Annotated in this window: 19 protein-coding genes and 1 tRNA gene; 14 read left to right on the top strand and 6 right to left on the bottom strand. The window is 47.9% G+C overall.

Features of this window, described 5'->3' with window-relative positions; all coding sequences use genetic code 11:
• Window positions 1-16: 16 nt before the first annotated feature.
• Window positions 17-607, bottom strand: a complete 591-nt coding sequence (rrtA, locus tag FIU82_RS07925; RefSeq protein ID WP_253946305.1) for a rhombosortase — start codon at window positions 605-607, stop codon at window positions 17-19.
• Between the two features lie 89 nt (window positions 608-696).
• Between rrtA and ggt the strand changes: the two genes are divergently transcribed.
• The 4 genes from ggt (at window position 697) to FIU82_RS07905 (ending at window position 6,424) form a co-directional block, all read left to right on the top strand.
• Complete coding sequence (ggt, locus tag FIU82_RS07920) at window positions 697-2,454, top strand: gamma-glutamyltransferase (RefSeq protein ID WP_152440785.1); 1,758 nt, start codon at window positions 697-699, stop codon at window positions 2,452-2,454.
• A gap of 184 nt (window positions 2,455-2,638) precedes the next feature.
• Window positions 2,639-4,357, top strand: coding sequence for an NAD-dependent malic enzyme (locus FIU82_RS07915; RefSeq protein WP_022946595.1), 1,719 nt, complete (start codon window positions 2,639-2,641; stop codon window positions 4,355-4,357).
• A 169-nt stretch (window positions 4,358-4,526) separates the two neighbouring features.
• Window positions 4,527-5,600, top strand: coding sequence for a sensor histidine kinase (locus FIU82_RS07910; protein WP_045978310.1), 1,074 nt, complete (start codon window positions 4,527-4,529; stop codon window positions 5,598-5,600).
• The gene (locus FIU82_RS07905) at window positions 5,597-6,424 is read left to right on the top strand and encodes a LytTR family DNA-binding domain-containing protein (protein WP_022946597.1); all 828 of its coding nucleotides are present in this window, start codon (window positions 5,597-5,599) and stop codon (window positions 6,422-6,424) included. The genes FIU82_RS07910 and FIU82_RS07905 overlap by 4 nt, the downstream gene beginning before the upstream one ends.
• Here FIU82_RS07905 and FIU82_RS07900 read toward each other — a convergent pair.
• Window positions 6,421-7,410, bottom strand: coding sequence for an ATP-dependent 6-phosphofructokinase (locus tag FIU82_RS07900; RefSeq protein WP_152440784.1), 990 nt, complete (start codon window positions 7,408-7,410; stop codon window positions 6,421-6,423). The two genes, FIU82_RS07905 and FIU82_RS07900, sit on opposite strands and share 4 nt — an antisense overlap.
• Before the next feature lie 37 nt (window positions 7,411-7,447).
• Window positions 7,448-8,884 (bottom strand): pyruvate kinase, encoded by a 1,437-nt coding sequence (gene pyk / locus FIU82_RS07895; protein WP_152440783.1) that lies wholly within the window; start codon window positions 8,882-8,884, stop codon window positions 7,448-7,450.
• A 276-nt stretch (window positions 8,885-9,160) separates the two neighbouring features.
• On the opposite strand from pyk, the gene gndA reads away from it, so the two are divergent.
• Together gndA and FIU82_RS07885 are read left to right on the top strand one after the other, a co-directional pair.
• Window positions 9,161-10,534 (top strand): NADP-dependent phosphogluconate dehydrogenase, encoded by a 1,374-nt coding sequence (gene gndA, locus FIU82_RS07890; RefSeq protein WP_138547543.1) that lies wholly within the window; start codon window positions 9,161-9,163, stop codon window positions 10,532-10,534.
• 99 nt (window positions 10,535-10,633) lie between these two features.
• Window positions 10,634-12,367 (top strand): amidohydrolase, encoded by a 1,734-nt coding sequence (locus tag FIU82_RS07885; protein WP_152440782.1) that lies wholly within the window; start codon window positions 10,634-10,636, stop codon window positions 12,365-12,367.
• Between the two features lie 122 nt (window positions 12,368-12,489).
• Here the strand turns inward: FIU82_RS07885 and ansA are convergent, their stop codons facing one another.
• Together ansA and sppA are read right to left on the bottom strand one after the other, a co-directional pair.
• Entirely contained in the window at window positions 12,490-13,500 is a 1,011-nt protein-coding gene (gene ansA / locus FIU82_RS07880) for an asparaginase (RefSeq protein ID WP_022946602.1), read from the bottom strand.
• Window positions 13,501-13,554: 54 nt separating this feature from the next.
• Window positions 13,555-15,420 carry a signal peptide peptidase SppA gene (gene sppA / locus FIU82_RS07875; RefSeq protein ID WP_022946603.1) on the bottom strand — a complete coding sequence of 622 codons (1,866 nt, stop codon included), beginning with the start codon at window positions 15,418-15,420 and terminating at the stop codon, window positions 13,555-13,557.
• A 198-nt stretch (window positions 15,421-15,618) separates the two neighbouring features.
• Between sppA and FIU82_RS07870 the strand changes: the two genes are divergently transcribed.
• The 7 genes from FIU82_RS07870 (at window position 15,619) to FIU82_RS07840 (ending at window position 20,969) form a co-directional block, all read left to right on the top strand.
• Window positions 15,619-17,586, top strand: a complete 1,968-nt coding sequence (locus FIU82_RS07870) for an FAD-dependent oxidoreductase (protein ID WP_152440781.1) — start codon at window positions 15,619-15,621, stop codon at window positions 17,584-17,586.
• 111 nt (window positions 17,587-17,697) lie between these two features.
• Window positions 17,698-18,381, top strand: coding sequence for a DoxX family protein (locus FIU82_RS07865; protein WP_152440780.1), 684 nt, complete (start codon window positions 17,698-17,700; stop codon window positions 18,379-18,381).
• 118 nt (window positions 18,382-18,499) lie between these two features.
• Window positions 18,500-19,051: an NAD(P)H nitroreductase gene (locus tag FIU82_RS07860; protein WP_022946606.1), complete on the top strand. Its 552-nt coding sequence runs from the start codon at window positions 18,500-18,502 to the stop codon at window positions 19,049-19,051.
• A 229-nt stretch (window positions 19,052-19,280) separates the two neighbouring features.
• Window positions 19,281-19,658 carry a hypothetical protein gene (locus FIU82_RS07855; RefSeq protein WP_022946607.1) on the top strand — a complete coding sequence of 126 codons (378 nt, stop codon included), beginning with the start codon at window positions 19,281-19,283 and terminating at the stop codon, window positions 19,656-19,658.
• 56 nt (window positions 19,659-19,714) lie between these two features.
• Window positions 19,715-19,805 (top strand) — tRNA-Ser (locus tag FIU82_RS07850).
• A 90-nt stretch (window positions 19,806-19,895) separates the two neighbouring features.
• Window positions 19,896-20,270 carry a hypothetical protein gene (locus tag FIU82_RS07845; RefSeq protein WP_022946608.1) on the top strand — a complete coding sequence of 125 codons (375 nt, stop codon included), beginning with the start codon at window positions 19,896-19,898 and terminating at the stop codon, window positions 20,268-20,270.
• An 81-nt stretch (window positions 20,271-20,351) separates the two neighbouring features.
• A complete protein-coding gene (locus FIU82_RS07840) occupies window positions 20,352-20,969 on the top strand; it encodes an FKBP-type peptidyl-prolyl cis-trans isomerase (protein ID WP_026111357.1) in 618 nt (205 codons plus the stop codon).
• 52 nt (window positions 20,970-21,021) lie between these two features.
• Here FIU82_RS07840 and FIU82_RS07835 read toward each other — a convergent pair whose 3' ends face one another.
• Window positions 21,022-21,540 carry a DUF2062 domain-containing protein gene (locus tag FIU82_RS07835; protein ID WP_152440779.1) on the bottom strand — a complete coding sequence of 173 codons (519 nt, stop codon included), beginning with the start codon at window positions 21,538-21,540 and terminating at the stop codon, window positions 21,022-21,024.
• A gap of 108 nt (window positions 21,541-21,648) precedes the next feature.
• Between FIU82_RS07835 and FIU82_RS07830 the strand changes: the two genes are divergently transcribed.
• A complete protein-coding gene (locus FIU82_RS07830; protein WP_152440778.1) occupies window positions 21,649-23,778 on the top strand; it encodes a DNA internalization-related competence protein ComEC/Rec2 in 2,130 nt (709 codons plus the stop codon).
• Window positions 23,779-23,837 lie beyond the last annotated feature (59 nt).

Genomic DNA, 23,837 nt, shown 5'->3' with positions numbered 1-23,837 from the left:
TAACGAAAAACCCGAGCTAAGCCTCGGGTTTTTTTATGCCTCGCCACTCTAGTAGCGCTAAGCCCAAGCCACACAACAGCCCGAATAGATGAGCCTCAATAGCCACGCGGGAGTCAATTAATGCCTCAACGTCACTACTGGCGCCAACAATTTGCTCGTAAGCCACCTTGGCTATTACGCCTACGATAATTAAATACCCGGTTTTTTCACCGCTGCGAATATCTTTCACCGCACCATAGGCAATCAAGCCGTGCAATGAACCACTTAAGCCGACATATAAAGAGATGTTCGGGCTAAAGCCGTATAAACAGAGGCCAACCCCAAAAGACAAGAGCAGCAAATAAAGCCAATACTTACGCACACTAAAAAAATGGCCATGGAGCGACCATAGCACTAGAGCACCTGCCATGTTCATGCCTAAATGCGGCCAATTGCTGTGTAAAAAGTGCCCTGTTAGCAAGCGATACCACTGGCCCTCAGCGATGGCGGGGCGCTGAAAAGACAATGGCCCAGCGGCATCAATTACCATAAGCAGTGTACACAGTGCGATCAGTGGCCAGACAGACAGCATTGCGCGGTGCGAAAAGAGGGTTTTAAACACAGTCATAACTTAACAGTGGTCGTTATTTTTTGCCTATTGTGCCCCTTTGCCTTTAAGATGCCAATTAATTAACCACGACAATAACACTCAGCGCTATGTTACGAACTTATACCCAGATAGCAGCGGCTCTCTCGTTGCTTATTAGCTCTGGCTGCACAGCCACCACGACCACCAATAAACAGGTGCTCGCCGATAGAGAGCCTGAGGCCACCACGGCGGTGGTGACAAAACAACAAGTGAGCGGTGAGCATTACATGGTTGCCGCTGCCAATCCCTATGCGGTGCGCGCCGGTGAAGCGATTTTAGCTGAAGGGGGCAGTGCCATAGACGCAGCCATTGCCGTGCAATTGGTACTGACGTTGGTCGAGCCGCAATCGTCCGGTATTGGCGGTGGGGCCTTTATTTTGCACTATGATGCAAAGCAGCGCCGACTCACCACCTATGATGGCCGCGAGCAAGCTCCTAGCAAAGCGACACCGGAGTTATTTGTGGATGGCAATGGCAAGGCTGTTCGCTGGATTGATGCAGTGGTTGGCGGGCGCTCAGTGGGGGCTCCTGGGGTCTTGAAGGCGCTGGCCAAAGCCCATGAACGTGATGGCAAATTACCTTGGTCCCGTTTATTTGAGGAGGCCATTACTTTAGCCGAGCAAGGGTTTAAGGTTTCACCGCGATTACATAAGCTTTTAGCGCGGCGCATTAACCCCGGAGTGGAGAAAATGCCTGCGGCGCGGGCGTATTTCTTTCCCGGTGGTGCGCCTTTGGCCATTGGCACCGTTAAGCAAAACCCCGCCTTGGCATCGCTTTATAAACGCTTGGCCAGCGAGGGAGTGGATGCCTTTTATCATGGTGACAATGCCAAAGCCATTGCTAAAGCAGTACAAACAAGTCCCATCGCCCCAGGTTTACTCACTGAGCAAGACATTAATAACTATGTCGCCAAAGAGCGTGCCCCGGTGTGTGTGGGCTATCATCAATACCGAGTGTGCTCGATGGCACCGCCCAGCAGCGGTGGCATGGCAGTTTTGCAAATCTTGAAACTGCTGGAGGATAAAAACCTCAGCCAATATGCGGTTAATAGCCCCAAAGCGCTGCATTACTTCACCCAAGCGTCGCGCTTAGCCTTCGCTGATCGCGAGGTCTATATGGCCGACCCCGACTACCAACCCGTGCCGACGCAAGCGCTACTCGATAATAGCTACCTTGATAAACGTGCCTTATTGATGCTTGAGCATGATGCTAAAAAGCAAGCTGGACACCCGGGTGTGGGTATTGCCTATGGTAAGGACGATGCCTTTGAGTTGCCCAATACCAGCCACATTTCCATTGTTGATAATCAAGGCAACGCAGTGTCGATGACCACCTCCATTGAAATGGCATTTGGCTCTACCGTAATGGTCAATGGCTATCTGCTCAATAACCAGCTCACCGATTTTGCGCTATCGCCAAAGCGTGATGGCAAATATGTATTAAATCGCGTTGAAGGCGGTAAGCGCCCGCGCAGCTCTATGGCCCCCGTGATGGTATTTAATGAAGATGGTTCTTTGCGTTTAGTGATTGGCTCGCCCGGCGGCAGCCGTATCATTAATTATGTGGCCCATGCATTGGTCGGGGTGTTGGATTGGCAGCTGAGCGCCCAGCAAGCGATCAATCTGCCCCGTATTACTAATCGTAACCATATCACCACCTTAGAGCAGGGCACTGAGCTGGTGGAGCTACGAACGCAGCTCGAGCAATGGGGCCACAAAGTGCGTATTGGTGACCTGAACTCTGGCATTCATGCAGTCGAGGTGAAAGGCGGTAAGCTCTATGGCAGTGCCGATCCACGCCGAGAGGGAATCGCTCTCGGAAAATAAAGGTAAACAAACAGCAGGTATTTGAATGCCTGCTGTTTGTTAACAAAGATTCATTGGTGTGTATCAAAAATGATAATGCGCCAATCAGCGATAAATCAATGGTCTGATAAGCCCAAATGGGTTTGCAATTTGCGCGCTAAGGGCAATAATATCAGGCAATCTCCTTCTGTGCTAAGTAGGCAATATGACAGACAAATCCAACGATAAAACCAATACACACACCGATCCCAATTACTTGTACATTCCTTACGCTGGTCCGACCTTGTTAGAAACGCCACTACTAAATAAAGGCAGTGCTTTTTCTCAGCGTGAGCGTGAAAGCTTCAACTTGGCAGGCTTACTGCCGCCACGTTTTGAGACCATTGAAGAGCAAGTAGAACGCTGTTACCAACAGTACTCTAGCTTCCAAGATAACCTTAATAAGCATATCTACTTGCGCGCCATCCAAGACAATAACGAAACGCTTTACTATCGTTTGGTGCGAGACCACATTGAAGAGATGATGCCGATTATTTACACGCCAACAGTGGGTGATGCGTGTGAGCAGTTCTCAGATATTTATCGTAGCTCGCGCGGTTTGTTTATCTCCTATGAAGACCGCCACAATATTGATGATATTTTACGTAATGCTACCAAAGGCAAGGTGAAGGTTATCGTTGTTACCGATGGTGAACGTATCCTTGGCCTAGGCGATCAGGGCATTGGTGGCATGGGTATCCCCATTGGTAAGTTATCGCTATACACCGCGTGCGGTGGTATCAGCCCGGCCTACACGCTGCCGGTGATGCTGGATGTTGGCACTAATAACGAGAAACTACTGAACGACCCAATGTACATGGGCGCACGTCACCCACGTATTGGCCAGCAAGAGTATGACGAGTTTTTAGAGTTGTTCATCAAAGCGGTGAAGCGCCGTTGGCCCAATGTTATGCTGCAATTTGAAGACTTTGCTCAGCCTAACGCGATGCCTCTGCTGAAGCGCTACCGCGACGAAATTTGTAGCTTTAATGATGATATTCAAGGCACTGCCGCTGTCACTGTGGGCACCTTGCTGGCCGCGTGTCGAGTGAAGGGCACCCGTTTGAGTGACCAAAAGGTAGTGTTTGTTGGGGCTGGCTCCGCAGGATGTGGCATCGCCGAGCAGGTGATCAGCCAAATGGTCTCTGAAGGGATCAGTGAAGAGCAGGCGCGCAGTCAAATCTTTATGGTTGATCGTTTTGGCCTATTGAGCGAGGGCATGCAAGGCCTGCGTGATTTCCAACAGGCGTTGGTACAATCCAATGAAGCGCTCTCGCAGTGGCAGTACAGCGGTGATTATGCCTCTTTGCTTGATGTTATGCATTGTGCTGAGCCAGGCATTATTATCGGCGTATCTGGGCAGCCAGGGCTATTCACCGAGCAGGTGATCCGCGCAATGGCATCAAGCCACGAAAACCCGATTATCTTCCCGCTTTCAAACCCGTCCAAACAGGTTGAAGCGCATCCGAGTGATGTGTTGGCGTGGACACAAGGGCGTGCCATCATCGCCACAGGTAGTCCATTTGGCAGCGTGGAATATGATGGCCAGCAGTATGTTATTCCGCAGTGTAATAACAGTTATATCTTCCCGGGCATTGGCCTTGGTGCAATTGCCATTAAGGCTAAGCGCATTACCGATGAAATGTTGATGGCGGCCAGTGAAACCTTAGCGTCGAGCTCACCCCTTGCCAATGATGGCAAAGGGAGCCTACTGCCGCCACTGACTGAGATTGAATCGCTATCTAAACGTATCGCCTTTGCTGTGGCTAAAGTCGCCATCGCCCAAGGTGAAGCGTTGGAATTTAGCGATGAGGATATTATCAAGGCCATCGATAATAATTATTGGCACCCTGAGTATCGAAACTACAAGCGAGTCAGCATCTAGCCTTCGCGAATATGAGCAAACGCCGTGCAACTGCACGGCGTTTTGCGTTGAAGGAAAGGTTAAGTAAGACCAATCACAGTGCCTTTTTAGTTGTCTTTATTAATAATGGCGTTAGATAAGTATGCAACCGCTGTGGATAAGGCTGCGTTGCAAAGGAGTAAAACGAATTTTGAATTGGCAGCAGCTAGTTGATAATCGCCAACGATTCTTTTGGGTGTTACAGATAGCCGGTTGGATAGGTTATGCCCTGGTGAATTACATTGGTTCCAAAGTATTTGAGATGCGCGACATCTATGTCTTTGTGATCTTGCTTAATGCCTATGCGGGCTGCTTAATGACGGTTCCGCTGCGTTACCTGTATCGCCGGGTGTGGAATGCCAAGCCGTGGCTGCTCGTGTTGGTGGTGTTCACCGCTTCCTACGCCACAGGGACCTTGTGGTCGGTGGTACAAAAATTTAATTTGTGGGAAATTTATCGCCATGGTTACCGCCCTGATGAGTGGTTTTATTACTTTCAACAGGGCCTTGATGCGGTCTATATCATCCTTTGTTGGAGTGGTTTGTACTTTGGCATTAAATATTACCAATTGCTCCAAGGGGAGCGACAAAAAGCGCTGAAAGCCAATACCATGGCTCATGAGGCGCAATTAAAAATGTTGCGCTATCAGCTTAATCCGCATTTTTTGTTTAATACCCTTAATGCGATATCGACGCTGATTTTAGTGGAAGAGAATAAAGACGCCAACAAGATGGTGTCACGGTTAAGCGATTTTTTACGCTATACGCTCAATACCGATCCGATAAAGAAAGTGCCACTCGAGCAAGAGATCCATGCGTTGAGTCTGTATTTGGAAATCGAGCGAGTACGTTTTGATGACCGCCTAGCGGTGGACATGCAAGTCAGTGATGAAGCAAGCCATGCCTTGGTCCCGAGCTTGATTTTGCAACCGTTAATTGAAAACTCATTGAAGTATGCCATTGCGCAGATGACACAAGGCGGGGTGATCAGTATTAAAGCCCAAGTGTTTGCCAACGAGCTGTTACTGGAAGTGAGCGATAATGGCCCTGGCGCTGAGCTTAAAGATGGCCAATTGGTCAATGCCACCGGTGTCGGTGTGGCCAATACTAAAGATCGACTAAAGACACTTTACGAGAACAATTATTCATTTGTATTATCAGGGAATACGCCCACCGGTCTGACGGTAAACATACGTATCCCCTATGAAAAGGCTGTAGCAGAATGAATACCATAAAAACCCTCATCGTGGATGATGAATCGCTGGCCCGTAAAGGGTTGGCTATACGATTAGCTGATATTGAATGCATTGAGCTGGTACAGCAATGCGCTCAAGGGCAAGAGGCCGTCGACATTTGTCGCAGCGAGCCTATCGACTTGGTTTTTTTGGATATTCAGATGCCAGGTATGAATGGCTTTGAGGTCGCGGATGCGTTAGCGCAACTGCCAGACTCACAACAACCTTTGGTGGTGTTTGTCACTGCCTTCGACCGTTACGCCGTTCAAGCTTTTGAAGTCCATGCTTTGGACTATGTACTCAAACCCGTAGATGACAACAGACTAAAACAGGCGGTGGAGAAAGTGCAATCACATCTAAAAACACAACAAGACAACACCCATAAGAAAAAGCTAGCGAGTTTTGTGGCCGGGATCACAGGCAATAATTGCGAGGAAATTCTCAAGAAACTAGCCTCGGGTGACTCATTAGAAACTAAGCGCTACCCAGAGTCGCTGGCGGTGAAAGAGCAGGGCGAGATCATCCGTGTGCCTACCAATACCATCCAATGGGTTGATGCGGCAGGAGACTACATGTGCCTGCACTGTGGTGATGGGCAAACCCATATTCTACGTAAAACCATGAAAGAGCTTGAGCAAGAACTCGACCCTGGGTTGTTTGTTCGTGTACACCGCAGCGCCATTGTTAATTCAAAGCAAATCAACAAGCTGGTGACGCAAGTCAGTGGTGAATACCTGCTGGTGCTCACCAACGGACAGGAGCTTAAAGTCAGTCGCAGCTATCGAGATAAAGTCAAAGCGGCGCTGGCCAATTAACGGCGAAAGCGTTTTAAGCGGGCGACAAAATCACGATTACGCTGTTGTGTGTCGCTGGTGTGCTCAAAAGCCAAAGTTTTCAGCTGATTATTAACGACACCGACCATGACACCATCAGCGCCAGCATTAAGGTGATCGATGGCGCTGCAGCCTAACTGCGTTGCTAATATGCGATCGCCTGCCACAGGGGCGCCGCCACGCTGTACATAGCCCAGAATGGCACTGCGGCTTTCAACGCCGCTGTGCTCGGTCAGCTGGGCCGCTAATTGTTCGGCGCTAATAGATAGCGAGTGCTCCGCCATGACCAGCACGTAGCTATGACCGGCATCATTATTAATATTCGCTTTCACTTGCTCATACAGTTTTTGTAAAAACTGTGGCTCGTCATCAATCAGTTCCTTACAAATTATTTGCTCCGCGCCACTGGCAAGGCCTGCTTCCATGGCAATGATACCGCAATCTCGACCCATTACCTCGACAACAAAAGTACGTTCAAACGCTTGCGCGGTATCGCGAATTTTATCGATACACCCCAATGCGGTATCTATTGCGGTGTGAAAGCCGATGGTTTCATCACTGCCATTAATATCGTTATCAATGGTACCGGGGATCCCAATAATTTGCCCTGACCAGTGCTCTGCAAGTGCCTGAGCACCTTTAAAGCTGCCATCTCCGCCAATGACGACTAAGGCATCGATGTGGCACTTACGCAGGCTATTGGCAGCTTGTAACAAACCATCTGGGTGGTGCATTTGCGGGCAGCGGGCCGATTTTAAAATAGTGCCACCTCGGTGGATGATATCGGTCACGCTGGCTGCGTTGAGTTCAGTGAAGTGTTCATTGATAAGGCCGTTGTAGCCACTAAAAAAGCCGAAGACCTGATGTTGATGAGATAGTGCGCTGAGCGTAACAGCGCGAATTGCAGCATTCATACCGGGGGCATCACCGCCGGAAGTGAGTACTGCAATTCGTTTTGAATGAGACATAAGTTGCTGCTTCAGATAGAAAACTTATGTCTACTATTTACCCTACAGTGACAATTTTCAAGGTATTTGTGGCACCGATGGTTTCCATTAAGTCACCGTGGGTGAGGATCACGGTATCGCCTTTTTGCAATTCGCCAAGCTCTACTAAGGTATTCATTGCTTCACTAACAATACATTCTTTGGTGAAGTTAGTAGAGTCAAAACGCACTGGATATACGCCGCGATACAGCGCGGTCTGACCCAGTGTTTTGCCATGGCGTGAAAGTGAATAAATAGGCAGACCCGAAGAGATGCGTGACATCAGCTTAGAGGTGTTGCCTGATTCAGTGAGCGCGACAATGGCCTTCACTGTACCCAGGTGGTTAGCCGCATACATAGCAGATAGTGCGATGGTTTCTGCATTATCGGCAAACATGCTATCAAGGCGGTGCTTAGAAATGTGCGTTTCTTTTTGTGACTCAGCACCTAGGCAAACACGGGCCATGGTGGCAACTGTTTGCTCAGGGTAATCCCCTGCGGCTGTTTCAGCAGAGAGCATGACCGCATCGGTGCCATCAAGCACGGCGTTAGCAACGTCCATGACTTCAGCGCGCGTGGGCATGGGGTTATCAATCATTGATTCCATCATCTGTGTTGCGGTGACCACCACACGGTTCAATGAACGAGCTCGGCTGATAATGGTTTTTTGTTTACCCACTAACTCCGCATCACCGATTTCAACGCCTAAATCTCCGCGCGCAACCATCACTGCGTCGGATGCGAGGATAATGTCGTCTATGGCTTCAACCGTCTCTACCGCTTCTGCACGTTCGATTTTCGCTAGCAATTGAGCATCTGAACCGGCCTTTTCTGCCAATGAACGCACATAGCGCATATCATCGCCAGAGCGGGGGAAAGACACGGCGATATAATCGACGCCAATTTTAGTCGCGGTGATAAGATCTTCTTTATCTTTATCAGTAAATGCAGGGGCAGTCAGGCCACCACCGAGGCGATTAATGCCTTTGTTGTTAGACAATACGCCGCCGACTTTTACGCTGCAGTGTACTTTTTGTCCTTCAACACGCTCTACGGTCAGCTGGATTAAACCGTCGTTAAGTAACAATAGGTCGCCAGCTTTAACGTCTTGAGGTAATTCTTTATAGTCGATCCCCACGCCATTAACATCACCCTCACCTGGGGCAAGGGCTGCATCAAGGATAAAGGGGGCGCCAGGGGCGAGGTTCACTTTCCCTTCTTTAAAGGTGCTTACGCGGATTTTCGGGCCTTGTAAGTCAGCGAGGATGGCAACATGAGTGCCTAGGCGCTGAGCGATCTCACGCACGGCTTCAGCGCGCGCTTGGTGGTCACTGGCCACCCCATGAGAGAAGTTTAAGCGCACGACATTGGCGCCAGCGCGGATGATTTTTTCTAAGTTATTATCTCTGTCCGTGGCAGGGCCAAGGGTGGCCACAATTTTCGTACGTCTTGGCATGCATTTCTCCTGTAGGCATTATTGCTTATAGCATGTTAGAGCAGGGAAGGACGCTCCGCCAGCTCTAATTCCTATTATTCGTTAACAAGATTTCAGCATTATGACACCGGTGTCAGATTCAGTCAATTAAGCTTACCCGCAAACTTTATCCATGTACCTTGCGTTAATTTGATATAATTCAACGCCGGGGATTGAATGGGGCATCGTATGCCCTATAATGCCCGCCGTATTTACGTTGAATTACCCAGTCGTACGTTTTACCGAGGAGGAAACTGGATGCAAGTTGCATTAGTAGGTCTTGGGGTGATGGGCAAAAATCTCGCCCTGAACTTAATCGAAAAAGGGCTCACCCTAGTAGCCTATGATACCAACCCCGATGCCGGGGAAGAATTGTTAAGCTGCGCCAAATCACAAGGAATGGCCGAGCGCTTGCACATTGTTTCAGACCTTCACGACATGGTGCGTCGTTTAGAAACGCCGCGCTCTATCCTTTTGTTGGTACCGGCAGGCGAGTTGGTTGACAAAGTCTGCCACGACCTGGTCGATGCCGGTGTCAGTAAAGACGATATCATCATCGATTGCGGTAACAGTAATTATAAAGACGGCATTGCCCGCAAATTGAAATTCCAAAACAAATTTGAGTTTGCCACGATGGGGATTTCCGGTGGTGCAGAAGGCGCACGCCATGGTCCGGCCATGATGGCGAGCGGCTCCGAAGGGGGCTGGGAGCGCATTGAACCTTGGTTTGAGAAAGTAGCTGCCAGTTACAACGGCGACTCGTGTTTTGCCCGCGTTGGCCAATCCGCCAGTGGCCATTTTGTGAAAATGGTGCACAATGGCATCGAGTATGCCCTTATGCAGCTTATTGCCGAGACTTACCAGCTATTACGCTTGGGCGCTGGCAAAACACCACAGCAAATTGCCGAGATTTTTGATACCTGGGCCGAGGGCGAGCTTAATAGCTATTTACTCTCTATCTCTAGCCATATCCTCAAGTTAGCAACCAAGGACGATACACCGCTGGTCGATTTAATCGATAACAAGGTGGGCGCCAAGGGCACCGGCTTATGGACGGCACAAAATGCCTTGGAGCTTGGTATTGCCGTGCCATCACTTGTTGCTGCGGTGCAGGCACGTCACTTAACTAATACCGGTGATACCCACGCGGCTAAAGAAATGACCTATGCAGCAAAGCAAACGGACAGTATCGATATTGATATTGACCAGTTGCAGCAAGCGTTTCATTTAGCGAGCCTGCTTTGCTACCGCCAAGGCTTGGCACTGATCAAGGGCGCGTCACGAAACCATCAATGGAAAGTTGATTTAAACAAAACACTGCAAACTTGGCGTGCAGGGTGCATTATTCGTGCAGATTACCTAGACCAAATTGCTCAGGGTGTTGAGTTTATTGATACCTTAGATGAGCAGGCGAAGGCGCTTCGTAGTGTCACTGGTGCGGCCGTGACCACTGGTTTGGCATTCCCGGTACTGTGTGCAACACAAAATTACCTAGCAACGCTAAGCACTCCAAGTAATGGTCATCTAGTGCAAGCGCAGCGTGACTACTTTGGTGAGCATGGTATTAAAACCCACACTGGTGAGTTATGCCATCTGACTGATCTGGTCGATATTGACGCTAAAGTACGCTAATTAATTAGCTGCTTTTTCAATCAAAAGAGCCCTGTCCATACAGGGCTTTATTGTATATGCTAAAAACACATTCCAAGTTTCTTTTTTGAGGACTTTAAAGTGTTACGCATTCTCTGTTTGGCACTGTTGAGTGTAGGTATTATTGGCTGCACTCAGCCTCAACAACCCGCAAATAAACTCGCAAATGCCGATACCCTATACTTTGGCGGCCCGATTCTAACGATGGTCGGTGACGACCCCCAGTATGTTGAGGCGCTTGCAACCAAAGATGGTCGGATCCTATTTACCGGTCAACTTAATAAAGCAAATGATCATGTTGGCGAGCAGACTAAACAAGTGAACTTACAAGGGCAGGCGCTATTGCCTGGGTTCATAGATGCCCACAGTCACCTTTTCAATGCTGGTTTAGCACAGTTGAGTGCTGATTTACTCCCAGGGCCTGACGGCCAAGTAAATTCTATTGAGTCGTTGCTGAGCACCTTAACGCAATGGCACCAGCGTCAACCTATGTTAGCGAAAAAGCTCGGCTGGATCGTTGGCATGGGGTATGACGACTCACAACTGGCGCAGCGCCGGCACCCAACTGCCACAGAGCTCGACACAGTCTCCAGCGAACTACCTATTTTGATTATGCACCAGTCCGGGCATTTGGGGGTTATGAATACCAAAGCCTTGGAAATGGTGGGTTACCTACCACAGGCCCCACACATTGATGGCGGTTTAATACGTATTGATGAACTTTCTAATCAAGCGAATGGGGTGCTTGAGGAAATGGCTCTTTTTCAGCCCTTGTTTAGTGTTTTTGCGGCCATTGATAAGCAATTACAAGATGAAATAGCGAGCGCAGGTCTTGCCCTTTACATGGCCAATGGTTACACCACTGCTCAAGAAGGTCGTGCAGATAAAAGCACCAGTATGTATTGGTTAGCACGGGCGCAAAAGCAGTCTTTGCCGATTGATGTGGCTATCTACCCTGATCTTGAGCAGGAATATGATTTTATGCTTGAACAAGGCGCTAGCAAAAATTACCAAGGCGGGGCACGAATAGCCGGCGTCAAATTGAGTTTTGATGGCTCGCCTCAAGGGAAAACAGCCTGGCTCAGTAAACCTTATCTTCATCCGCCAGCAGGGCATAACTCTGAGTATCGTGGCTACCCAGCCATTGCCGATGATAAGGCTCGCTCTAAGCTCGTTGCACAGGCCTATGCCAACAACTGGCAACTGATTGTTCATACCAATGGTGACGCCGCAGCAGACGCCTTATTGCGAGATATAGAAAGCGCAGCGATAAGATTTGAGCAGGCAGGTCGCAGGACGGTGATGATCCACGCGCAAACTGTTCGTGAAGATCAGCTTAAACGTATGAAACAGCTAGCAGTGATCCCGTCTTTTTTCTCTATGCATACCTTCTATTGGGGAGATTGGCACCGAGATGAAGTATTAGGACTGGAGCGTGCTGAGAATATTTCTCCCACAGGGTGGGCGCAAAAACACGCCATGCGCTTTACCCAACATCATGATGCACCTGTGGTAAAGCCCAACCCATTACGCGTGTTATCAACAACTGTTAATCGTAAGACACGCTCTGGCAAAGTGTTGGGGGCGCACCATCAAGTGAGCCCTTATATTGCTTTGAAATCTATGACAGAGTGGGCGGCTTGGCAGTACTTTGAAGAGTCAAATAAAGGGACGTTAGAGGTAGGGAAGTTAGCTGATTTCGTTATTCTTGATAAAGACCCGCTGCGCGTTGAGCCGGAGCAACTTGAGCAATTACAGGTTCAGCAAACCATAAAAGCAGACCAAGTGGTTTATGATGTGAATCACGCCCTGTGAGGGGGCTTTTGCAAAGCGAGTTGGTACAGGCTGCGGCTTATCTTATTGCGCTAGTGAACTATGCGTGCAGATAGATACCACTAGCAATAAAAGGCACAGTCGCTGCTGTGCCTAAATATCACTTAGCGACTCAACTCTCCGCGCAAATTATCTTGCATTAAATGGCGAATACTTTGCGGGCTTGCGTTTTTGCTTAGCAAGTAGTGTAACTTACTGAGGCAAGCTTCTAGGGTCATATCATAGCCACTGATCACACCGACGTTTAGCAGTGCATTGCCCGTAGCGTAGCCGCCCATATTAACTTGCCCTTGTAAGCACTGGGTAAGGTTTACGACGATAATGCCACGTTCGTTCGCATTTGCTAAAAGCTCTAGAAACTCGTGGTTTTGAGGCGCATTACCGACACCAAAACTCAGTAAGATGAGCGCTTTAATATCGTCATTAATAATAGAGCTGACCACATCGGCGCTGATCCCTGGGTATAAGTGCAGCACGGCAATAGCTTGAGGGGTGATGCGCGAGACTTGTAAATCGTTGTCGATATAGGGGCTTAGCTGGCCTTCTAGCAGCCGAATGTTAATCCCTGCTTTTGCCAGCGGCGGCAAATTTGGAGAGTCAAACGCATTGAACCCATCGGCGTGGATTTTGGTGGCGCGATTGCCTCTAAATAGCTGATTATTAAAAAATAAACTGACTTCTGCAATGGGGTAGTTAGCTGCTAAATACATCGCATTTAGGAGGTTCACTTGGCCATCAGAGCGCAGCTGTGACAACGGAATTTGCGAGCCGGTGATAATGACTGGTTTGGTCAGGTTTTCAAACATAAACGATAAGGCAGACGCGGTGTAGGCCATGGTATCGGTGCCATGAAGTACCACAAAACCATCATAGTCGTGGTACTTGGCTTTAATATCGTCGGCTATCATCTGCCAATGCGCCGGTGACATATCAGAAGAATCGATCAGCGGGCAGTATTCTTCAATGTCAAACAGCGGCATCTCGTCGCGATTAAATTCAGCACTGTTTTTCACCGTCTCGGTTAAAAATCCCGCCGCTGGCACATAGCCTTGGCTGGATTTTTTCATACCTATGGTACCGCCTGTATAAGCGATATAAATGCGTTTACGTTTCATAAAAAAAGCCCGATGAAATTCATCGGGCTAGTATATCATTCCAGGCTTTAAGCGCTAGTTAGAAACACGACATACCAAGCACTTAGCGTAGATGCCATCAGGGTCATTGTAGTTTTGTAAACTCTGAACCTGCTGCTCAACCTGTTTTAGTAAGCTGTTGACCTGCATGGTCGCACCAAGGTTTGCGCTTGCCGGGGTCTGCTTATCGATTAGTGTGCTAACCATGGACGAGCTCAATAAGCTATTTAACAGTTGCTCACGCGGCGTCAGCTGTTGCTCAATGAGTTTTACGTCATACTGCTTGAGGCTGGCCATTTCAGCGGCAGCGCTGATGGCTGCGTCTTTATCACCAAGTTTGTCCACTAGCCCGAGCTCTTTTGCTTGAGTTGCAATCCACACTCGGCCTTGGGCGATATCATCCACCTCAGCAGGGCTCATATTGCGAGACTGTGCAACCACATTCAAAAAGCGCTCGTAGGCATTCTCAACACTCATTTGAATCGCTTGTGCCATCTTATCTTTTAGACCCAACAGAATGGATGAGCCTTTCAGTTCGGTTGTCCCCACACCATCAGAATATACTCCCAACTCGGCAGCACTGTCTTCAAATGTCATGATTGTGCCAAATACGCCGATTGAACCAGTGATGGTGCTTGGAGCAGCCCATATTTCATTGGCTGCAGAAGCAATCCAATAACCGCCCGAAGCTGCTACTGAGCCCATAGAGGCAACCACAGGTTTGCCTGCTTCTTTAAGTGCGATCACTTCGCGACGAATAACTTCTGAGGCAAACATGCTGCCGCCACCGGAATCAATGCGTAATACCACGGCTTTAACCAAGTCATCTTCACGGGCTTCACGAAGTAGGGCTGCTGTGCTGTCTCCCCCGATTTCGCCAGCGCGTCGCTCACCATCAACAATGGTTCCTTTAGCAACGATAACCGCTACCTTTTCCGTGATTGGGTTTTCGAATGGCATGGGCGATTTAAACGATGCGAGGTAGTCGTTAAAGCCAATTTGTAAAAAGTTTTTACCTTCGTCGTCGTAACCGACTAGGTCGACCATCTGTTGACGAATTTGTTGATTATTTTTAAGTGCATCCACCCAACCAAAACGCTGTGCATACTCACCACTGTTCCCGTCTACTTGCGAAAGCTTGCGTAAATAGTCGTCAAGGGTTTCATCAAAGTTGCTGGCATCGAAGCCACGTAGTGCGGTGATTTCATCTTTATACTGCTGCCACAATTCACCAAGCCACTCTTTATTCGCTTCCTTTGCAGCGGGGGACATGTCGTTACGAATCAAAGGTTCAACCGCAGACTTAAAGGTACCGACGCGGAAAACGTGTTGCGTCACTTTAAGCTTATCGAGTGCCTCTTTGAAATACACTGGATAGACACCAAAACCATCGATTGAAACGCCGCCATAAGGATGTAAATTTACTTCGTCAGCATGCGCTGCCAAGTAATATTGACTTTGGGTGTAATAATAGCCAGTAGCAATAACCGGTTTGCCCTGCGCTTTGAAAGCGTCAATGGCATCGGCAACGGCATTGAGTTTATTAATGTGCGCGCCACCCATCTGCTGTAAATCGAGCAGCATAGCGGTGATACGATCATCTTTAGCAGCGTTATTGATCACATCAACAACGTCATCAACCAAAATTTCTGCCGGCTCATCTTGACCCCCAAACGGTCCAGCAAATACTGCATCGAGAGGGTCAACATAGCGTTTCTGCTCAACTAAATAACCATTTAAGTTAAGTGTCAGCACGGCACCGTCAGGGACGATAATCTCGCCTTCATCGCTTGCAATAGACGCTATAATAGCGATAACAAGCACTATAAAAAGAATGTTGACCAAAAGTTGGCGCGAGAAGTTAATTCCATGCCAAGTGGCCTTTACTGCTTTTTTAATCAAAATCAGATCCTTACTTTATCCATTTTGGGGGCGTACGGGATAGAATCCCATATTAGCCTAAAGGGTTGAAAAGTTTAAACAGAAAAAAGTAACGAAGTGTTTATATTGGCGAATACTGTATCGCTAGTGCTTGCTCAATGTGGCAAAGATCGCTACCCTGAAACAGGTATGACCAGATAATAGTAAAGGGGTAACACCATGCTAGAACAACCACTAAAATTGATGCATGGAGAATTAAGAAACCGGCTCGTGATGGGCTCTATGCACACCGGTTTAGAAGAGGGGTGGCATAATCGCAAACGCCTCGCTGCATTCTACGAAGAACGCGCGAAGGGAGGCGTGGGCCTCATTGTTACAGGCGGTTATAGTCCAAATATTCGCGGTAAGCTTACGCCTATTTCGTCCTCCTTTAACAGTGTATTTGATGTAGTAAAGCATAAAAAATACACCCAAGCCGTGCACAAGCACGGTGGCAAGATTTGTTTGCAACTGCTTCACGCCGGACGGTATGCCTACCACCCATTTAGCTGCGCGCCAAGCGCTATTCAGGCGCCTATTTCGCCTTACACGCCGAAGGCTATGTCGGTGGGGATGATAAAAAGCACCGTTAAAGACTTTGCCAAAAGCGCCAAGCTAGCGCAAAAAGCCGGTTATGATGGTGTCGAAATCATGGGTTCAGAAGGCTATTTAATAAACGAATTTATGGCACCGCATACCAATAAGCGCACCGACGAATACGGCGGTAGCAATGAAAACCGTATGCGTTTAGCTAAGGAAATCGTCTCAGCCGTGCGCGCTGCTGTCAGTGATGACTTTATGATTGTATTTCGCCTGTCGGTGATGGATTTAATTCCTGATGGTTCGACAGCCGAAGAGGTTACTGCTCAGGCCAAAGCGCTGGATGCGGCGGGCGTTGATATTTTCAACACCGGCATTGGCTGGCACGAGGCGCGCGTGCCAACAATTGCTTCTATGGTGCCGCCAGGGGCCTTTAGAGAAGCTTCAGAGCGCCTTAAACAAGCAACAGATAAGCCCGTTATTGCCGTCAACCGTATCAACACGCCGGAAATAGCCAATAGCATTTTAAACCAAGGTCAAGCCGACATGATATCCATGGCTCGGCCACTGCTTGCTGACCCAGAGCTCTTTAATAAATATGCGCAACAACGCAGCGAACAAATCAATATTTGCATAGGGTGTAACCAAGGCTGTCTGGATCACGTGTTCAAAGGGCAACGAGCCACTTGCTTGGTGAACCCACTGGCCGCATTCGAGCTTGACTACGCCATCACAAAAGCCGCAAAAGCGAAAAAGGTATTGGTTGTTGGCGCTGGGCCTGCGGGACTTGCAGCAAGTATTTATTTACGCCAACGTGGCCATAACGTCACCTTAATCGAAAAATCCAATGATTTAGGCGGTCAGTTCAATCTCGCTATGCGTATCCCGGGTAAAGAAGACTTTCAATTAGCACTCAAATACTTCAGTGAAGAGGTGGTGCGTCAAGGCGTTGATTTGCAAACCAATACGGCATATGAGCCGGCCATGCTTAGCAAATACGATGATGTGGTATTCGCCTGTGGGGTGTCGCCTCGTGAAGCGGATATTGAATGCGCCGATGGTAAACGCATCTATCGTTATGACGAGGTTATTCGCGGTGACGTGACGCTCACCGACCGCATCGCTATTTTAGGTGCAGGTGGGATAGGCTTTGATATGGTTGCGTTTTTAACCGAGCAACATCACCAAAGCGTTGAGCATTTCAAAGCCCAGTGGGGCATTGAGCAACCCATTGAACTGCATAAAAGCGATAGAAAGATTTATATGCTTAAGCGCAGTGCAGGGCGTTTCGGTAAAGGGTTAGGGAAAACCACCGGTTGGATCCACCGTAAAGTGGCAAAGATGCACGACGTGGAGCAAATTGGTGAATGTCAGTACGAGCGTTTTGATAACGAGGGGTTACACATTCGTGTAAATGGCGAAGCAAAAGTGCTGAATGTTGATACTGTGATAGGTTGCATTGGGCAAACTGCCAATGATGCCCAATTTAAGCAAGTTGATCAGCAACATAGTGCTCAAGTCCATGTGATAGGTGGTGCTAAGCTGGCCGCAGAAATTGACGCTAAGCGGGCAATTAAAGAAGCCTTACTAGTAGCGAGAGAAATTTAATAGTGCCTAGCAAAGCAAAAGCTAACTGCTGTCAATAATATGAAATAACTTCCGGCACCCGGCGGTCTGTGTGCTATATCAATATTAGTTAACTCAGACCCAAGGTGCCCTATGCTCACCACCGTTACCGGTGTTTACCGTTCACTGCTATCACAACTCAGCTTTCTCGATGGGCTACCATCGTTGTGTATGCGCTTAATTCTTGCCCCTGTGATGATCATTGCGGGCTTTAATAAACTCAACCTTGCTAATAGCGACCTTGCGTGGTCGCAACGATTACTCGCCGATGCCAATGTCATTGCTTGGTTCGGCAATAGCGACTGGGGCTTGGGCCTACCATTTGCTGAGGTACTTGCTTTTTTAGCCGGGTGGACCGAATTTTTAGGTGGATGGCTCATCCTTGTTGGCTTGTTTACACGCTTAGTGAGTATCCCTTTAATGTTTACCATGGTTGTGGCCGCTACAACCGTGCATTGGCATAATGGCTGGTTTGCAATTACGCCAACTAACCCAGATACCAGTGCCGCGAAAGTGCTTGATTGGGTAGGGGTTCCAGGAGCGCAGCAGAGTCTAGAGAACTCCATACAAGCCAAGCAGCGGCTCGATATTATGAAGCAGCTGATTGCCGAAAATGGCCGCCCTGAGTATTTATATGAAACCGGCAACATCGTCATTCTTAATAACGGTATTGAGTTTGCGAGTATCTATTTTGCCATGTTGTTAGCGCTATTTTTTTATGGTGGTGGTCGTTTTGTCAGCCTCGATTATTACCTGCGTCCAGCACCTCGTGAATAACGCCAGGTGCTAGCCACTCATTCTCAGTAGCTACAACTCTATGGCCCGTTTGGGCCATTTTTATCATCGCTTGAATATGGTACTCTTTTGTTAATTATTCACATTCTCATATATAGCCATGAATGCAAAAGAGCTTTTATTAAATCGTCAATCTGATAGCCAGCTTTCTTTTCCCGGGCCTAATGCTCAACAACTTGAACTTATTCAGCAAGCGGCACTGAGAGTACCAGATCATGGCCACCTTGCGCCGTGGAAATTCGTCGTTTTACAAGAACGCCAGCGCGAAAAGCTAGGTGATATTTTCTTACAGGCGGCGCAAAAAGAAGACATGGGCGAGCGAGTGATTGAGCGTGCAGCGTCATTGCCTGAGCGAGCTCCAATGGTGATCGTCTGTATCATGAAGTACATTGAACACGATAAAGTGCCGTGGGTCGAGCAAGTGGCCAGTGCTAGCTGCGCGACATTTGCGATGCAACAAGCGGCATTTGCCCAAGGTTTATCGGGTATTTGGCGAACGGGTGCATTTGCGAAATCAGCCACAGTTAAACAGGCTTTAAAGCTCACTGATGACGACGAAATTGTCGGCTTCCTTTATCTGGGAACGCCCACCGTGGATTGTCCTAAGAAGCGTCGCCACCAAGTTGCTGATTTTTTTACCGACTCGCTGTGAACTATTTTAATAAGTTAGTGTCAAATGCCCTGTGCGGGCAACGAGCATTATATTGTGCCCGCAGCTACGAATGAGTCATCTTTCATTAACCTTTTATTTGTTATTGTGTGTCGAATTTCGCCAAATTAACGGGAAAATAATCTAAATGCTCGGTTTTTTATCATGATTATTTTTGTTAGGCTAAGTTTTGAGCAGACCCTAATAAATAATAAGAAGAAGATGTATTGCTATGGGTAACCTATTTTTAAGAGAGAAAGAACGCTGGGGCTTATGGACCTTCTGGGGTGTCGTTGGGGCGTTATTAACGACCTATGTGGCGATGCTAACCAAAGCGCCTCTTTACATCACCTTGAGCGCCATGGCCGTGGTCGTGTTTATTGCCATTTGGATGCTTTACACTAAACGTTTTGGCTTTTTACGAGCACTTAAGGTCTCCGCTTATATTTTGTGTTTCAGTGCACTACCGGCTTTATGTTTGCTCATTGTTCCTGCCAGTAAGAATCAACGGCCAGAACTTATTACCCAAAGTGTGATTTTTGCACTGTTGGCGCTTATAGGCTGTGTTATTTGTGCGCTGATCGCCAAGCGCCCTCGGCAATATTACTAAATTGATTTAAAACGCTTTACAGCGCCAGCAAAAGCCATTAATATGCGCGCCAATTCGGAGAGATGGCAGAGCGGTTGAATGCACCGGTCTTGAAAACCGGCATGGGTTAATAGCCCATCTAGGGTTCGAATCCCTATCTCTCCGCCACCTCATTCCCAAAACCGCCTTATTGGCGGTTTTTTTCGTTTTTCTTCCCGTTATAATGGCGGCTATTAACCTATTAGGATTTACTCGCTCATGCATAATGTAATGCGTATTGTTGCTTGGGGCATTGTGGCATTTTTATATGCACAGGGCTTGGATGTGGTGTTAACTCTCGTTCGCGATGCCGAGCTAAACTGGATTATGACGTTAACTGCCATTGCCGGTTTTAACCTGCTTACCGCCCATTTAATCACAAAATACGATAACACCTTGGCTATTTTAAGCGCACTGATCATAAGCTGTTTGGGCATCATCGTATTTGGGGTCATGATCCAGCCATTATTTGTAGGGCTCCCTTATTGGCTATGGGTATTTAGCATTGTCTCTTTGCTGCTTTTCGTTTGGTTAATGCCTTGGATCAGCGCAAAAGTGGCCAATAGTTCGGCAAATGAGCGCTCATCGTCTTAGATTTTCTAGCCAGCACTGACGTGCGTTTTTCAGTGTGTTACCCTGTGCAGGCATTTATAGAAACAAAAGATGAACAACTTTATGTCTGATAAATTTAATACCGACGCGGAAAAGGCAAGCTACGGCATTGGCCTACAAATGGGTGAGCAACTAAAAGCAACCCCTTTCGAAGGAATGAACGTAAATTCCGTGTTTGAAGGAATGAAGGATGCCTTTACCGGTGAAAGCTTCCAAGTAGAAATCCCTGAAATCCAGGCAGCGTTTGAGAAAATTAACGCAGAGATTCAGCAACGCCGCGAAGAAGAAGCAAAAGTATTGGCCGCAGAAGGCGAAGCTTTTCTAGCTGACAACGCTAAGCGTGCAGAAGTAACAGTGACTGAATCGGGTCTACAGTACGAAGTAATCGAACAGGGCGAAGGTGACAAGCCTAGCGCTGATGCGACCGTTCGCACCCATTACCATGGTGCACTTATCAACGGTACTGTATTTGATAGCTCTTACGAGCGCGGCGAGCCTGCAGAGTTCCCAGTAGGTGGTGTTATTAAAGGTTGGACCGAGGCGTTACAAATGATGCCTACAGGTTCAAAGTGGCGCTTGTATGTGCCGCATGACCTTGCTTACGGTGAGCGCGGTGCAGGTGCAGCTATTGCTCCTTATTCAACACTTATTTTCGATATCGAGCTTATCGACATCCTGTAAGTGTTATACGCATAAAAAAACCGCCAATTGGCGGTTTTTTTATGGCTTAAATTTAGCTGTTATGGTCAGAGTTTCGAGCTTGCCATGCTTTTTTAACACCGCGACACCACAAAAAATCAACTACTATAAAGCTAATAAGCGCGGCGACTGTGCCACACACCAGCGAACCTACTAAAAACGCAGGCCCAATGGTTGTGAGGCTGTCACTCAGCCACTGCCAACTCGCCTCAAAGTAAAAGGCTTGCTCTTGATGTCCTAAAATCCACGTACCAACCAAATAAGAAAAATAGAAAATCGGCGGCATAGTCAAAGGGTTGGTGATCCACACTAGGGCGATGGACAAAGGCAGGTTGACCCGCAGAGGTATTGCCACAGCAGCCGCTAAAATCATCTGGAAGGGAACCGGAATGAATGCGAAAAATAGGCCTACGGAAAAGGCACCTCGCGCCGATCGTCTGTTTAAATGCCACAGATTAGCATCATGTAAAAATCGCCCAAATATGCGTAGCGACTTTTGCTGTTTAATCTTATTGTGATCGGGTAAAAACCGTTGAATGGTTTTCTTCGCCATGGGATAGGGCCCTGTACATCTATTGCGGTGTGCAGTGGATTCGCGTTCGGGTGTATTTTGTCACTTTTCACCCCGTCACTGCCAGTACTTTTTATCATAATACCTATAATGGCAATAATCAGGGTGTATTGTGGTGTATTTTTAGGCTTTATTCGCGGTGTGGTCTTCGCCATTGGCTATACCCTGGTTTACCACCAACTTATATTTACCTGGCATGGACCATCGTTGAGTGGTGCATACGTTGAGGTGCATGGCACAGTTCAACAAACACGGGTATTGGGGGCAACTCAATTTGTCACCTTGCGCCTCAATGATGTGGCTGATTACGCTGTTCCTTTTTATCAAAACCATTTACTCAGTGTAGCGGTGCATGCCAATCAGCCTGTCGCAATGGGTGCTAACCTGAGCGCTGATATGCGCGTCAAATCGAAACGCTGGCGTGTTAACTACGATGTGCTCGATAGGCGAATTTATGGGTTTCTACATGGGTTCAGTTTCACAGCAAGCTCACCTAAAAACATAACGATTACTAACGCATCGCCGTCGATAAGGCAGCGTTACCTGACTTGGTTGAAAGCGCAGCTGCAACCGCTTGAGTTAAAAGGCGTATACTTAGCACTACTAAGCGCAGAACGCAGTGATATAGAGCCCAAGCACAATCAGTTCTTCAAACACAGCGGTATTATCCATTTATTAGCTATTTCCGGGTTGCATATCTCTTTGCTGTACGGGTTGTGCTTTATAGGTATTAAGTGCGGGCTTTGGTGTGTAGCGCATGGGGTGCGCTCAGGACAATGGCAACAGGCCCTTACAAACCGATTAGTGGCAGGTGTGGCGCTTTTGATATCTGGTATATTTGTGCTGTTATGCGCGCTGCCTATCAGTGCTCAACGAGCTTGGCTGATGTTAGCCGTTTTTGTTTGGCTGTATTTTTCACGACAACACTATTCGTTGTCGCGATGCTTGCTTATCGCCTTGGCCTGCGTGTTGTTAGCGAATCCCTTCGCGTTACTTAATATCGGGCTTTGGTTTTCTTTTCTGGCTGTGGCGGCCATCGTTATTGCTTTGGTGCAGTCGCAACGATGGCACTGGCTTAGTCGTTATATGTTCATTCAGCTATGGTTGTTTATTGCCTTAGCGCCATTGAGTGCAGCGACGTTCGGTGGATTTTCATGGGCCAGTGCCCCGGTGAATCTGGTTGCCGTTCCTTTTGTCAGCTTTATTTTATTGCCTTTACTGATTGTCGTGGTATTAACGGGATTCAGCGAACCAATGCTGTGGCTATTGCGTCAGTTGGACTTGGCGCTATCCTCGACGTTAGAAGGGGTGACAGATCTTGGCCCAGCACTTTGGTTTTCCACCGGTGAGCTTGATATCACAGTGGTTATTATTTATTACCTTGCAGTTTTGGCCATGCTGATAAAACCCAGTTTATGGCCTGTGTGTTATGCAGGGGGTTTGTTTGTTGGCTATTGTGCACAGCAATGGGTTTATCAACCCAGATGGCAACTTGATGTGCTTGATGTCGGCCATGGGCTGAGCATAGTGATCAGCCGCCAGGGCAAAGCCGTGGTTTATGATCTCGGACCTAGTTATTTCTCGCGCTACTCGATAGTTAAAAATACCTTGCTACCTATCATTAACGCACGAGGCTTGCAGGTCGAGCATACCATTATTTCACACAGCGATAATGACCATGCTGGCGGGCTAGAGCACTGGTTACAAGCAGGGTATGGGCACACCTTAAAATCCTTTCATAATGGTAGTCCAGGTATCTGTAGAATGAGCGAATTGAGCTGGCATGGCTTGACTGTTCGCTCTATTTGGCCGCATAGCAAACAGCAAACTGACAATGCTAACTCTTGTGTGGTGCACATCAGTGATGGCAAATACAATGTGCTACTAAGCGGTGATATCACCGAGCGAGAAGAGCAGCAGCTATTAACGCAAGATAAAATAAGGCCAGTGGATGTCTTGGTCAGTGCCCATCATGGCAGTGACAGCTCTTCCAGTGCCGCGTTTATTAAACAAACCAAGCCTAAGGTGGTGATTCATTCAAGTGGCGCCCGTCGTAATTGGCAGATGCCACACCCCGAGGTGTTCGCACGTTTTGCAGCGCATAATGCTGAGCAATACCAAACTAAATTGCAAGGTGGTATTCGGGTGCAATTTTATGACACCGAAATGCAGATAAAAACAGCAAAAGCAGACAAAAGCTATTGGTTTATCAGTGATTGAGTTTTGTTTTTGCTTTGCTAAAGCTACAATATCCGCTATTGCGTTGATTCGAGAGTATT

This window comes from Pseudoalteromonas sp. THAF3 (assembly GCF_009363775.1).
In the GTDB taxonomy this organism is placed as follows: domain Bacteria; phylum Pseudomonadota; class Gammaproteobacteria; order Enterobacterales; family Alteromonadaceae; genus Pseudoalteromonas; species Pseudoalteromonas ruthenica.
This window is presented reverse-complemented; position numbering and strand designations above follow the sequence as displayed.

Bases quoted from the DNA above. Each gene is read 5' to 3' on its own strand.
- rrtA (WP_253946305.1), bottom strand. From the start codon at position 607: ATGACTGTGTTTAAAACCCTCTTTTCGCACCGCGCAATGCTGTCTGTC.
- ggt (WP_152440785.1), top strand. From the start codon at position 697: ATGTTACGAACTTATACCCAGATAGCAGCGGCTCTCTCGTTGCTTATT.
- FIU82_RS07915 (WP_022946595.1), top strand. From the start codon at position 2,639: ATGACAGACAAATCCAACGATAAAACCAATACACACACCGATCCCAAT.
- FIU82_RS07905 (WP_022946597.1), top strand. From the start codon at position 5,597: ATGAATACCATAAAAACCCTCATCGTGGATGATGAATCGCTGGCCCGT.
- FIU82_RS07900 (WP_152440784.1), bottom strand. From the start codon at position 7,410: ATGTCTCATTCAAAACGAATTGCAGTACTCACTTCCGGCGGTGATGCC.
- pyk (WP_152440783.1), bottom strand. From the start codon at position 8,884: ATGCCAAGACGTACGAAAATTGTGGCCACCCTTGGCCCTGCCACGGAC.
- gndA (WP_138547543.1), top strand. From the start codon at position 9,161: ATGCAAGTTGCATTAGTAGGTCTTGGGGTGATGGGCAAAAATCTCGCC.
- ansA (WP_022946602.1), bottom strand. From the start codon at position 13,500: ATGAAACGTAAACGCATTTATATCGCTTATACAGGCGGTACCATAGGT.
- FIU82_RS07870 (WP_152440781.1), top strand. From the start codon at position 15,619: ATGCTAGAACAACCACTAAAATTGATGCATGGAGAATTAAGAAACCGG.
- FIU82_RS07865 (WP_152440780.1), top strand. From the start codon at position 17,698: ATGCTCACCACCGTTACCGGTGTTTACCGTTCACTGCTATCACAACTC.
- FIU82_RS07860 (WP_022946606.1), top strand. From the start codon at position 18,500: ATGAATGCAAAAGAGCTTTTATTAAATCGTCAATCTGATAGCCAGCTT.
- FIU82_RS07855 (WP_022946607.1), top strand. From the start codon at position 19,281: ATGGGTAACCTATTTTTAAGAGAGAAAGAACGCTGGGGCTTATGGACC.
- FIU82_RS07845 (WP_022946608.1), top strand. From the start codon at position 19,896: ATGCATAATGTAATGCGTATTGTTGCTTGGGGCATTGTGGCATTTTTA.
- FIU82_RS07840 (WP_026111357.1), top strand. From the start codon at position 20,352: ATGTCTGATAAATTTAATACCGACGCGGAAAAGGCAAGCTACGGCATT.
- FIU82_RS07835 (WP_152440779.1), bottom strand. From the start codon at position 21,540: ATGGCGAAGAAAACCATTCAACGGTTTTTACCCGATCACAATAAGATT.
- FIU82_RS07830 (WP_152440778.1), top strand. From the start codon at position 21,649: ATGGCAATAATCAGGGTGTATTGTGGTGTATTTTTAGGCTTTATTCGC.